5 protein-coding genes and 1 tRNA gene are annotated in these 13271 nt (G+C 70.1%); 5 read left to right on the top strand and 1 reads right to left on the bottom strand.

Annotation, left to right across the window (positions count from 1 at the left end; genetic code table 11):
• Window positions 1–22: 22 nt before the first annotated feature.
• Together LNW73_RS07855 and LNW73_RS07850 are read left to right on the top strand one after the other, a co-directional pair.
• Window positions 23–694, top strand: coding sequence for a DegT/DnrJ/EryC1/StrS family aminotransferase (locus LNW73_RS07855; protein WP_250980351.1), 672 nt, complete (start codon window positions 23–25; stop codon window positions 692–694).
• Between the two features lie 76 nt (window positions 695–770).
• Window positions 771–843: transfer RNA gene (locus tag LNW73_RS07850), tRNA-Thr, on the top strand.
• A gap of 90 nt (window positions 844–933) precedes the next feature.
• Here the strand turns inward: LNW73_RS07850 and LNW73_RS07845 are convergent.
• Window positions 934–3555: a SpoIIE family protein phosphatase gene (locus LNW73_RS07845; RefSeq protein ID WP_250980352.1), complete on the bottom strand. Its 2622-nt coding sequence runs from the start codon at window positions 3553–3555 to the stop codon at window positions 934–936.
• Between the two features lie 293 nt (window positions 3556–3848).
• On the opposite strand from LNW73_RS07845, the gene LNW73_RS07840 reads away from it, so the two are divergent.
• From LNW73_RS07840 to LNW73_RS07830, 3 genes are all read left to right on the top strand, one after another.
• Window positions 3849–9281, top strand: a complete 5433-nt coding sequence (locus LNW73_RS07840) for a HAMP domain-containing protein (RefSeq protein ID WP_250978032.1) — start codon at window positions 3849–3851, stop codon at window positions 9279–9281.
• Between the two features lie 225 nt (window positions 9282–9506).
• Window positions 9507–10187, top strand: a complete 681-nt coding sequence (locus LNW73_RS07835) for a response regulator (RefSeq protein WP_138358936.1) — start codon at window positions 9507–9509, stop codon at window positions 10185–10187.
• A 114-nt stretch (window positions 10188–10301) separates the two neighbouring features.
• Window positions 10302–13052, top strand: coding sequence for an FtsK/SpoIIIE family DNA translocase (locus tag LNW73_RS07830; RefSeq protein ID WP_250989450.1), 2751 nt, complete (start codon window positions 10302–10304; stop codon window positions 13050–13052).
• Window positions 13053–13271: the final 219 nt, after the last annotated feature.

Raw genomic sequence — 13271 nt, 5'->3', positions numbered from 1 at the left:
AGGTAGGGACGTGCGTCAGCTGATGATGGACAGGCAGCCCCTGCAAGCTCTCGGTATCGGTGTGGGCGACGAGGTGATCGTGCCGTCCTTCGCCCCCGAGTCGTCCGCGGCGGCCGTGGTGATGGTGGGCGCGACCCCGGTGTTCGCCGATATCGACCCGCGGACGTACTGCCTCGACCCCGCCTCCGTGGAGGCCGCCCTGACCCCCAGGACGTCGGCCGTCATAGCAGTGCACCTCTTCGGCCACCCGGCGCCCATGCGGGAACTGGGCGAGCTGGCGGCGCGGCAGGGGATCGCGCTGGTCGAGGAGGAGGAGCCGGCGGGGGACGTGGGGGAGATCGCCCGGCGCCGCGCACACGCCCGCTTCCTGGACTCGGCGCTGACCGGCGTCATCGTGCCGTACGTCGAGCCGGGCGCGCACCACGTCTACCACCACTACACGGTGCGGATCCCGGGCAACGGCCGGCCCGACCGGGACGCCTTCGCCAGGGCGCTGACGAGGCGCGGAGTACGGGCGACCGTGAGCGTCCCGACGCCCGTGCACCGGCTCGCGGCGCACCGGTCCCGTGAGGTGCTGCCGGAGACCGAAAGAGCCGCCGCACAGGCCCTGTCGCTGCCGGTGCACTCGGGTCTCACCCAGCGGGAGTTGACGCATATCGCCGACGCCTGCAACGCCCTCGGTGGCCTGCTCTGATCCGGTTCGGGGGCGGGTCGGGGCGGGTTACCGAGCACGGGTCTTCATGGGTTAAGATTTTCCTTGTCGACACCGAGCCCCTATAGCTCAGTCGGTAGAGCGTCTCCATGGTAAGGAGAAGGTCTGCGGTTCGATTCCGCATGGGGGCCCAGCAGAGAAAGACCCCCCGCCTGACGGCGGGGGTCTTTTCGTTGTCCGGACCGCCGGTGCCCGTGGCACCGCGGGTTCCTGCCGTGCCGTCAGTTGTCGGGCAGGGCGGGGACGCGCATCGCGAGGATGGCCATGTCGTCCGAGGGCGCGTCGGAGGCGAAGCGCTCCACAGCTCGCTGGATCCGGGCGGCGACCGCGCCGGCGGTGAGGCCGGTGCAGGTGGCCAGGACGTCGGCGAGGCCGTCGTCACCGAGCATGCGGGTGCCCTCGCGGCGTTCGGTCACCCCGTCGGTGACACAGAGCATGACGTCGCCCGGGTCCAGCGTGATCGTCTGTTCGACGAGCTCCAGGTCCTCCAGGACGCCGAGGAGCGGCTGCGGGTCGGCGGCGGACTCCACGGTGCCGTCCGGGCGCAGTCGCAGCGGCAGCGGGTGGCCTGCGCAGACCACCTTGAGGATGGCGCTGCCGTCGGGCTGCGGCCACAACTCCCCGTAGAGCAGGGTCAGGAAGCGGCTGCGGGCGCCCTCGTCCAGGATGGCGGCGTTGAGCCGCTCCAGGACTGCCGGGCCGCCGAAGCCCTCGCGGGCGAGGAGCCGGATCGCGTGCCGGGCCAGACCCGTGACGGCCGCGGCCTCCGGGCCGGTGCCGCAGACGTCGCCGATGGCGAAGCCCCAGCAGCCGTCGCGGATCGGGAACAGGTCGTAGAAGTCGCCGCCGACCTCGTTGCCCTCACCGGCCGCCCGGTAGATGACCTCGACCTCGACGCCGGGGATGGGAGGCAGCCCCGGCGGCAGCAGGCTGCGCTGGAGGGCCTGGCTGATGGCCGTGCGCTCGCTGTACAGACGGGCGTTGTCCAGGGCGAGGGCGGCGCGGCGGGAGAGGTCCTCGGCGAGTTCGAGGATCTCCTGGCGGAACCGTTCGTCCGCGGGCTTGCCGAGGGTGAGCATGCCGATGACGCGGTTGCGGGCGACGAGCGGCAGGACCACGGTCTCACCGCCGACCGCGGCGGCGGTCGCCAGCGCGGTGCCGGGTCCGGTCGCCGGGCGGCCGGCCTCGCCGAGGCCGAGGCTGCGCAACGAGGCGCGCAGCGCGGTGGAGTGGGCGGCGTCGGAGGGCGCGGTCCAGATGCGCGCGCCGGGCGTGGGCTCCGGCGCGGGCGGGTTGAGCTTCGCCAGCAGGGCCTTGATGCCGTCGATCCGGTCCTCGTCCTCGTGCAGCACGAAGGCGAGTTCGGGTTCCGACTGTTCGGCGATGGTGTAGACGGCACACCAACTGGCCAGGGTGGGAACGGTCATCTGGGCCATGAGGGCCAGCGTCTGGTCGCGTTCCAGGGTGCCCGCGAGCAGGTCGGAGGCCTCGACGAGGAAGGACAGCGAGCCGCGGCGCAGCCGTTCCAGTTCGGTGAGGCGGGCGCTCTCGACGGCCAGCGCGATGCGGTCGGCGGCGAACTGCAGCCGCAGCGCTTCCTCGTTGGAGTAGCGGCCCGGGGCCTCGGCGGCGACGCCGAGGGAGCCGGTGAGCCGGCCCTCGACCTTCAGCGGCACGGTGACGATGGAGCGCATCCCGGTGCCGGCGAGCAGCGGGACGGCGCCGGGGACGGCGTTGAGGTCCTCATGGACGGCGGGCATCCTGGCGCTGCCGTAGCGGCCGGTGCCGGCCTCGACGGGGACGCGGGCGAAGCGCTGACGGGCGGAGGGCAGGCCGGTGGAGGCGCGCACCTCCAGCTCCGTCTCGTCGTCGGTGGCGAGCAGCAGGTACGCGGCGTCGCCGTCGAGCATGTCGCGGGCGCGCTCCACGGTGCGCTGCAGGAGCCCGTCGAGGTCGTCGGGCGCCGGGGAGCCGATGAACACCTCGAAGGCGTCCGCGGCCTTTCCACGGTCGCCGGACGCGGCGTCCGAGTTGACGGGGCCGCGCGAGGGGCTCTGCAGGACGGCCCGCTCGTCGGCGCGGACCAGCAGACAGACGGTGGAGGGCTCGCCGGTGGTGTCGCGGACCCGCAGATGGGACCCGTACACGGGCTGCACGCGGCCGTCGGCGCCCCGTATCCCGTAGGTGCCCTCCCAGCGGGAGAGGAGCAGCGCCTCGGCGAGGCCGATGCCGGTGCCGGGGGTCTGCGGCCACGCGGTGAGCTCGGTGAGGGGCTTGCCGATCATCTGCTCCGAGGTGTGACCGAACAGATCCGTGGCGTCGTCGTTCCAGCGCGTGACGACGGCGTGGCGGTCGACCTGGATCACGGCGACGCGGACCCGCTCGTCGGTCAGCGGGAGGGCGGCGGTCGGCAGCGCGGGGCTCGCGGCGCGGGTGCCCGCGGAGCGCTCCGGCAGGTCGAGCTGGAACCAGACGTGCTTGGCGGCGGGGGTGTACTCGACGCCCCAGCGGCTGGCGAGGGCGGAGCAGAGGACGAGGCCGCGGCCGCCTTCGCTGTCCGGGTTGCGGATCTGGAGGCCGGCGTCCTGGAGCGGGACCTCGCGCTCCGGGTACCGGTCGGCGACCTCGACACGTACCGCTGTGTCGTAGCGCAGGCACTGTACGTCAGCGGCGGTGCCGGCGTGGACCACGGCATTCGTGACGAGTTCGCTGGTCAGGACGACAGCGTCGTCGACGATGTCGGAGAAGCCCCAGCCCTGCAGGGTGTCGCGGACGAAGGCGCGCGCGACGGCGACCGATCGCCCCACCGGCTGGAAGGTGGCCGCTGCCCGCGCCGTGATCACAGAACTCCTTGTGCGCCCCAGGACGCTGTCGTCGGTCTCGCTCTCGATTCCCTGCGCCGTCACCGGCGGCCCCCGTGAGGTGTAGGCCCGGTCTGTGGCGGGCAACCGGATGCCAGGTTACTTACCTCTGCTGATGGCGTGTGCGCTGGTTCCGGGTGTTTCTGCCCCGATCGTGCGACAGGTCATATGCGAAGCTGCCGAACTGTTATGGCCATGCGCAGGCATGGTGAAACACTGGGCATGTCTAAGAGGCAGTTCACGAGCAGTTTGGTCGACCCTCCGGGAGGGACACGGTGGAGTCCAGCGCATCGACGCGCGGTGCAGTTTCGCGTGCAAAGAACGCGCGATCCCGCGCCAACGGGACCATCGAGGTGGATTCGGCTGCCTTGTACAGACTTCTGGCGGCGTTGGCGTCCATGAGGGACGGCAACTTCCGCAAGCGGTTGACGGTGTCGGGAGACGGGCTGATGGCGGAGATCTCCGCCGTCTTCAACGAGGTCGCCGACCGTAATCAGCATCTGACGGGTGAGCTGGCGCGGGTGCGCCGGGTGGTCGGCCGTGAGGGAAAGCTCACGGAGCGGCTGGAGACCGGCGCCTGCGAGGGCTCCTGGGCGGCGGCGATCGACGCGTCCAACGCGCTGGTCGACGATCTCGTCCGGCCGGTCTCCGAGGTCGGAAGGGTGCTGTCGGCGGTCGCGGAGGGCGATCTGGAACAGCGGATGGACCTGCGGTCGCAGGGCGCGGACGGTTCCGCGCACCCGCTGCGCGGTGAGTTCCTCAAGGTCGGCCGGACGGTCAACGGCCTGGTGGACCAGTTGTCCGCGTTCACCGACGAGGTGACCCGCGTCGCCAGCGAGGTCGGCACCGAGGGCAAACTCGGCGGCCAGGCCAAGGTGCGCGGTATGTCCGGTTCGTGGAAGGACCTGACGGATTCCGTCAACACGATGGCGTCCCGGCTCACCGCCCAGGTACGTGACATCGCTCTCGTGACGACGGCGGTCGCCAAGGGTGACCTGTCCCGGAAGGTCACGGTTCACGTGGCCGGCGAGATGCTGGAGCTGAAGAACACTGTCAACACGATGGTGGACCAGCTGTCGTCGTTCGCCTCCGAGGTGACCCGCGTCGCCCGTGAGGTCGGTACGGAGGGCGAGCTCGGCGGTCAGGCGCAGGTGCCGGACGTCGCCGGGGTGTGGAAGGACCTGACGGACTCCGTCAACCTCATGGCCGGGAATCTGACGGCCCAGGTGCGGGACATCGCGCAGGTGACGGCGGCGGTCGCCAACGGCGATCTGTCGCAGAAGATCACCATCGGGGCGCGCGGCGAGGTCGCGCAGCTCGCCGAGACGATCAACGCGATGACCGAGACGCTGCGGACGTTCGCCGACGAGGTGACCCGGGTGGCGGGCGAGGTCGGCGCCGAGGGGCTGCTGGGCGGTCAGGCGCAGGTGCCGGGAGCGGCGGGGACGTGGAAGGACCTCACCGACTCGGTGAACACCGCCTTCCGCAACCTCACCGCGCAGGTGCGGGACATCGCGCAGGTGACGACGGCGGTCGCCAACGGCGACCTGTCGCAGAAGGTGACCGTGGACGTCTCCGGCGAGATGCTGGAGCTCAAGAACACCGTGAACACGATGGTGGACCAGCTGTCCTCCTTCGGCGCGGAAGTGACGCGGGTGGCGCGCGAGGTCGGCGTCGAGGGCGAGCTGGGCGGTCAGGCGCAGGTGCCGGGCGCGGCCGGTACGTGGAAGGACCTCACCGACTCGGTGAACACCGCCTTCCGCAACCTGACGGGCCAGGTCCGCAACATCGCGCAGGTGACGACGGCGGTCGCCAACGGCGACCTGTCGCAGAAGGTCACGGTGGACGTCTCCGGCGAGATGCTGGAGCTGAAGAACACCGTGAACCGCATGGTCGACCAGCTGTCGTCCTTCGCGGCCCAGGTGACCCGGATGGCGCGGGACGTGGGCACGGAGGGCCGGCTCGGCGGCCAGGCGCGGGTGGACGGCGTCGCCGGCACCTGGAAGGACCTGACGGACTCCGTCAACTTCATGGCGGGCAACCTGACGTCCCAGGTACGGCAGATCGCCCAGGTGACGACGGCGGTGGCGCGCGGCGACCTGTCGCAGAAGATCGACGTGGACGCCCGGGGCGAGATCCTGGAGCTGAAGAACACCATCAACACGATGGTCGACCAGCTGTCCTCGTTCGCCGACCAGGTGACCCGCGTCGCGCGCGACGTGGGTACCGAGGGCCGGCTCGGCGGTCAGGCGCAGGTGCCCGGCGTCGCCGGTGTGTGGCGCGATCTGACCGATTCGGTGAACGGCATGGCGGGGAACCTGACCGCCCAGGTCCGCAACATCGCGCAGGTCGCTACGGCGGTGGCGCGCGGCGACCTGTCGCAGAAGATCGACGTGGACGCCCGCGGCGAGATCCTCGAGCTGAAGAACACCCTGAACACGATGGTCGACCAGCTGTCGTCCTTCGCGGAGCAGGTGACCCGGGTGGCCCGCGAAGTGGGTACCGAGGGGATCCTGGGCGGCCAGGCCGAGGTCAAGGGCGTGAGCGGCACGTGGAAGGACCTCACGCAGTCCGTCAACTTCATGGCCAACAACCTGACGAGCCAGGTCCGCAACATCGCGGAGGTCACGACGGCGGTCGCCAGCGGCGATCTGTCGAAGAAGATCACCGTCGACGCCAAGGGCGAGATCCTCGCCCTGGTCACCACCGTCAACACGATGGTGGACACCCTGTCGGCGTTCGGTGACGAGGTCACCCGCGTCGCCCGCGAGGTGGGTACCGAGGGCCAGTTGGGCGGGCAGGCCAGGGTGCGCGACGTGTCGGGCATCTGGAAGGACCTGACCGACAACGTCAACCTGATGGCCAACAACCTGACCAATCAGGTGCGTTCGATCGCCGCGGTCGCCACCGCGGTCGCCAACGGCGATCTCACCAAGAAGATCACCGTCGAGGCGCGCGGCGAGGTCGCCCAGCTCGCAGAAACGATCAACACGATGGTCGACACGCTGTCGGCGTTCGGTGACGAGGTCACCCGCGTCGCCCGCGAGGTCGGCACCGAGGGCATCCTCGGCGGCCAGGCCCGCGTACCCGGCGTCGCCGGCACGTGGAAGGACCTCACCGAATCGGTGAACGGCATGGCGTCCAACCTGACCGGACAGGTCCGCAACATCGCCATGGTGACGACCGCGGTCGCCCGCGGCGACCTGTCCAAGAAGATCGACGTGGACGCTCGCGGCGAGATCCTGGAGCTGAAGACGACCATCAACACGATGGTCGGCCAGCTGTCCGCCTTCGGTGACGAGGTCACCCGGGTGGCGCGCGAGGTGGGTACCGAGGGCCGGCTGGGCGGCCAGGCCCGTGTGCCGGACGTCTCCGGCATCTGGAAGGACCTCACCGAATCGGTGAACCTGATGGCCAACAACCTCACCAGCCAGGTCCGCAACATCGCGCAGGTGGCCACCGCGGTGACCCGCGGCGACCTCAATCTCCGCATCGACGTGGACGCGGCCGGCGAGATCCTGGAACTCCAGGACTACATCAACACGATGATCGTGCGCCTCCGGGAGACCACGCTCGCCAACAAGGAGCAGGACTGGCTCAAGGGCAACCTGGCCCGTATCTCCGGCCTGATGCAGGGCCGCCGGGAGCTGGGCGACGTGGCCGCGCTGATCATGAGCGAGCTGACCCCGGTGGTCTCCGCGCAGCACGGCGCGTTCTTCCTCGCCGAGGAGATCGGCGACGGCACCGAGATCGGCTCGGGGGAGGACGAGGACGCGTACGAGCTGCGGCTCGTCGGGTCGTACGGCTTCTCCAAGCGCTCCATGCCGACCACGTTCCTGCCCGGTGAGGCGCTGATCGGGCAGGCCGCGATCGAGAAGCGGTCGATCCTGATCGAGAACGTGCCGCCGGGGTATCTGAAGATCGTCTCGGGGCTCGGTGAGGCGCCCCCGGCGCACGTCATCGTCCTGCCGGTGCTGTTCGAGGACCGGATCCTGGGCGTGATCGAACTGGCCGCGTTCCAGCAGTTCACCCAGATCCAGAAGGACTTCCTCAGCCAGATCACCGACATCATCGCGATCAGCGTGAACACGATCAGCGTCAACACCAAGACCGAGGGGCTGCTCGAGCAGTCCCAGGAGCTGACCGAGCAGCTCAAGGAGCGGTCCGGCGAGCTGGAGAACCGGCAGAAGGCGCTGCAGCTGTCCAACGCCGAGCTGGAGGAGAAGGCCGAGCTGCTGGCCCGGCAGAACCGCGACATCGAGGTGAAGAACACCGAGATCGAGGAGGCCCGGCAGGTCCTGGAGGAGCGCGCCGAGCAGCTCGCGGTCTCGATGCGCTACAAGTCCGAGTTCCTGGCCAACATGTCGCACGAGCTGCGCACCCCGCTCAACTCGCTGCTGATCCTGGCCAAGCTGCTCGCCGACAACGCCGACGGGAACCTGTCGTCGAAGCAGGTCGAGTTCTCCGAGACGATCCACGGGGCGGGTTCGGACCTGCTGCAGCTCATCAACGACATCCTCGACCTGTCGAAGGTCGAGGCGGGCAAGATGGACGTCAGCCCGACCCGTATCGCCCTGGTGCAGCTCGTCGACTACGTCGAGGCGACGTTCCGTCCGCTGACCGCCGAGAAGGGCCTGGACTTCTCGGTCCGGGTCTCGCCGGAGCTCCCGGTCACCCTGCACACGGACGAGCAGCGGCTGCTGCAGGTGCTGCGCAACCTGCTCTCCAACGCGGTCAAGTTCACCGACAGCGGTTCCGTCGAGCTGGTCATCCGGCCGGCGGGTCCCGAGGTCCCGCAGTCGATCCGCGAGCAGCTGCTGGAGTCCGGGGCGCTGCGCGACGCGGACCAGCCGCTGATCGCGTTCTCCGTCACCGACACCGGGATCGGGATCGCGGCGAGCAAGATGCGGGTGATCTTCGAGGCGTTCAAGCAGGCCGACGGCACCACCAGCCGCAAGTACGGCGGCACCGGCCTGGGCCTGTCGATCAGCCGGGAGATCGCCCGGCTGCTGGGCGGGGAGATCCACGCGGACAGCCAGCCCGGCCGCGGCTCGACGTTCACCCTGTACCTGCCGCTCAGCAGCAGTGAACTGCCGCCGCACGGCTACCCGCAGCTGCCCGGCGGCGAGGTGATCAGCGAGTCGGAGCACCACGCGCCCACCCGCAACCGCCTCGCCGGCAGCAGCCTGTCCCGGCTGCGCCGCCGCTCGGCGCCCCCGCAGCTGCAGTCGCTCCCGGGCCAGCCCGCCGCGCTGCCCGCGGAGGAGTCCTGGGTGGACGGCACGCACTCCGACGGGTACGCGCGCTTCGCGGGCGGGTTCAACGGCGAGAAGGTGCTCATCGTCGACGACGACATCCGCAATGTCTTCGCGCTGACCAGCGTGCTGGAGCAGCACGGGCTGACGGTGCTCTACGCGGAGAACGGCCGCGAGGGGATCGAGGTCCTGGAACAGCACGACGATGTCGCGATCGTCCTGATGGACATCATGATGCCGGAGATGGACGGGTATGCGACGACGACGGCGATCCGCAGGATGCCGCAGTTCGCCGGACTGCCGATCCTGGCGCTGACGGCGAAGGCGATGAAGGGCGACCGGGAGAAGAGCATCGAGTCCGGAGCGTCGGACTATGTCACCAAGCCGGTCGACACCGATCACCTGCTGGCACTCATGGAGCAGTGGATGAACGCCCGCGGAACACCCCGTTGAAAGGTGGACTGTTGACGGCGTGTGTCCATTCAGGTGTGAGGGGGCGGGATTCAGGGAACCTTCTGGTCTCCGCTAGCGTTTCTGCTTCGTGCACAGTGACATGGCGGTGACAGGGTGTGGCGAACGGCAGGTGCGGCTACCATGACCGGCACAAGGACGGGCGGCGCAAGGGAGTCGTCCCCGGGGGCGGCCACCAGCGTGGTGCCGGGACGAGGAGGGCGGGCCATGGTGCAGAAGGCCAAGATCCTTCTTGTCGACGACCGGCCGGAGAATCTGCTGGCGCTGGAGGCGATCCTCTCGGCGCTGGATCAGACGCTGGTACGGGCGGCATCCGGGGAAGAGGCGCTGAAGGCGCTGCTCACGGACGATTTCGCGGTGATCCTGCTCGATGTGCAGATGCCGGGCATGGACGGTTTCGAGACCGCCGCCCACATCAAGCGGCGCGAGCGGACCCGTGACATCCCGATCATCTTCCTGACGGCGATCAACCACGGCCCGCACCACACCTTCCGCGGTTACGCGGCCGGTGCGGTCGACTACATCTCCAAACCCTTCGACCCCTGGGTGCTGCGCGCCAAGGTGTCGGTGTTCGTCGAGCTCTACATGAAGAACTGCCAGCTGCGGGAGCAGGCGGCGCTGCTGCGGCTCCAGCTGGAGCAGGGCGCTTCGGTGGGCGTCAACGGGGCGAAGGAGCCTGCCGGGCTGCTCGCCGAGCTCTCCGCGCGGCTGGCCGCCGTCGAGGAGCAGGCCGAGGCGCTGTCGAAGCAGCTCGACGAGTCGGCGGACGCGGCCGCGGTGGCGACCGCCGCGCATCTGGAGCGCAAGCTCACCGGTCTGCGGCGGGCGTTGGACGCTCTGGAGCCGGGCACCGGCGACGGCGGCGTCAGGTATCCCCCACAGGACTGAGCGGAACCCCCGCCGTTGACGCTGCGTCACCCTTGGCCCACCCGAGGCGCGACACGGACGGGGGTATCCGACGCACGCGTGTCCAGCCGGGTCTTCGGAGGTAATCTCGGCACCATGGCCTCACGTACGCCCGGCGGCACTGCCAAGAAAGCTCCGGCGAAGCCTGCGGCCAAGAAAACCGCGGCGAAGAAGACCGCAGCGAAGAAACCACCTGCCAAGAAGGCGGCGGCCCCCCGTGCGGCGAAGGGGGCCGCTCCCAAGCCCGCTCCCCGAGTGGCCCCGTCACCCACCGGTGGTGTGTACCGGATGACGCGCGCCCTGTGGCTCGGCGTCGCCCACGGCATCGGCGCGGTGTTCCGCGGCATAGGGCGCGGAGCACGCGGCCTCGACCCCGCGCACCGCAAGGACGGCGTGGCGCTGCTGCTGCTCGGTCTGACGCTGGTCGTGGCCGCGGGCACCTGGTCCAATCTGCGCGGCCCGGTCGGCGATCTCGTGGAGATGCTCGTCACCGGCGCCTTCGGCCGGCTCGATCTGCTGGTGCCGATACTGATCGGCGTCGTCGCGGTCCGGCTGATGCGGCACCCGGAGCAGCCCGAGGCCAACGGGCGGATCGTCATCGGGCTGTCCACCCTGGTGCTCGGCGCCCTCGGCCTGGTCCACCTGGCCTGCGGTTCGCCGAGCCGGGACGCGGGAGCCGAGGCGCTGCGCGACGCCGGCGGCCTCATCGGCTGGGCGGCCGCGTCGCCGCTGCTCTACACGGTCGGCTCGGCGCTCGCCGTACCGCTGCTGCTGCTCATCACCGTCTTCGGGCTGCTGGTCGTCACGGCCACCCCGGTCAACGCGATTCCGCAGCGGCTGCGGCTGCTCGGCACCAAGCTCGGCCTGTACGAGGCACCGCCGGACCTGGACGCGGTGCCGATGGAGGAGCTGTTCGAGGAGGACCCGGAACCGGCGGAGGACTACCCGCGCCGCCGGTCCCCGCTGCGCTTCACCAAGCACGACCAGGGCATGGAGGAACTGGCGGCGCTGGGGGAGTTCGGCGACGAGGAGGCCGACGAGCCCCGGCCGCGCCGCCGCCCGCGGCGCAGGCCCGAGCCCGGCCAGCAGGACTACGCGGCCGCCTCCGGGATGGACGCGGTGGACGTGGCGGCCGCCGCGGCCGCGGCGCTGGACGGCGCCGTGCTGCACGGCGTGCAGCCGTCACCGCTGCTCGCCGGTCTCAGCAACAGCGTCAAGACGGGGTCCGGCACCGGATCGGGCGTGCCCGCGGCCCGCGCCGAGGACACCGCCGAGCCGTCGACCGGCTCCGGCGTCCCCGACCTGACCAAGAAGACCGTCGACCCGGTGGACCCGCTCCCGCCGCGCGCCGAGCAGCTCCAGCTGTCCGGCGACATCACGTACTCGCTGCCCTCGCTAGACCTGCTGAAACGCGGCGGCCCCGGCCGTACCCGCAGCGCCGCGAACGACGCGGTGGTCGCCTCACTTCAGCAGGTGTTCACCGAGTTCAAGGTCGACGCCACGGTCACCGGCTTCACCCGCGGCCCGACGGTCACCCGCTACGAGATCGAGCTGGGCTCGGCGGTCAAGGTCGAGCGGATCACGGCACTGGCCAAGAACATCGCGTACTCCGTCGCCAGCCCGGACGTCCGGATCATCAGCCCGATCCCCGGCAAGTCGGCGGTCGGCATCGAGATCCCGAACAGCGACCGCGAGATGGTCAACGTCGGCGACGTGCTGCGCTCCGCGGCGGCGGCCGGCGAGGAGCACCCGATGACGGTGGCGCTCGGCAAGGACGTCGAGGGCGGGTACGTCATGGCGAACCTCGCCAAGATGCCGCACATCCTGGTCGCCGGCGCGACCGGGTCGGGAAAGTCGTCCTGCATCAACGGCCTCATCACCTCGATCATGTGCCGCGCCACCCCGGACGAGGTCCGGATGGTGCTGGTGGACCCCAAGCGCGTCGAGCTGACCGCGTACGAGGGCATCCCGCACCTGATCACGCCGATCATCACCAACCCGAAGCGGGCCGCGGAGGCCCTGCAGTGGGTGGTCCGCGAGATGGACCTGCGCTACGACGACCTGGCGGCCTTCGGCTTCCGGCACATCGACGACTTCAACGCGGCGGTCCGCTCCGGCAAGACCCAGCCGTTGCCGGGCAGCGAGCGCGAGCTGTCGCCGTACCCGTACCTGCTGGTGATCGTGGACGAGCTGGCCGACCTGATGATGGTCGCGCCGCGCGATGTGGAGGACTCGATCGTCCGCATCACGCAGCTGGCCCGCGCCGCCGGGATCCACCTGGTGCTGGCCACCCAGCGGCCCAGCGTCGACGTCGTCACCGGTCTGATCAAGGCGAACGTGCCGTCGCGACTGGCCTTCTCCACCTCCTCGCTCGCCGACAGCCGGGTCATCCTGGACCAGAACGGCGCCGAGAAGCTGATCGGCAGGGGCGACGGGCTCTTCCTCCCGATGGGTGCGAACAAGCCGACCCGTATGCAGGGCGCCTTCGTCACCGAGGAGGAGATCGCCAAGATCGTCGAGCACTGCAAGGCGCAGCTCACGCCGACCTACCGGACCGACGTGGCGGTCGGCACGGCGCCCAAGCGGGAGGTCGACGAGGAGATCGGCGATGACCTGGACCTGTTGTGCCAGGCGGCGGAGCTGGTCGTCTCCACCCAGTTCGGCTCGACCTCGATGCTGCAGCGGAAGTTGCGTGTGGGATTCGCCAAGGCGGGCAGGCTCATGGATCTGATGGAATCGCGCGGAATCGTCGGGCCGAGCGAAGGTTCGAAGGCGCGGGATGTCATGGTCAAAGCGGACGAACTGGATGGGGTACTGGCCGTCATCCGCGGTGATGCTCACTCGTAAGAGCACGCGGGGCAACCGTTTCTCCTGTTCGTGCGTCAAGTTGATGCAGGAGGACGACATATGGCCGACTGTCAGGCTCGCGCGGGCTGTCAGGTCCATGCGCGCCGGATCCGTGAGAGACGGTCCGGCAATCCTGATGGCGGACAAAGACCGGCTGTCCGCTTGCTCCACACTTTCGCTACCCCCCTAGACTGAACTTCCAGCAGGTGGCTGCAGCCT

This window comes from Streptomyces sp. RKAG337 (assembly GCF_023701715.1).
In the GTDB taxonomy this organism is placed as follows: Bacteria; Actinomycetota; Actinomycetes; order Streptomycetales; family Streptomycetaceae; genus Actinacidiphila.
This window is presented reverse-complemented; position numbering and strand designations above follow the sequence as displayed.

Coding starts and splice junctions, on each gene's coding strand:
- LNW73_RS07830 (WP_250989450.1), top strand. CDS start 10,302: ATGGCCTCACGTACGCCCGGCGGCACTGCCAAGAAAGCTCCGGCGAAG.
- LNW73_RS07855 (WP_250980351.1), top strand. CDS start 23: ATGATGGACAGGCAGCCCCTGCAAGCTCTCGGTATCGGTGTGGGCGAC.
- LNW73_RS07835 (WP_138358936.1), top strand. CDS start 9,507: ATGGTGCAGAAGGCCAAGATCCTTCTTGTCGACGACCGGCCGGAGAAT.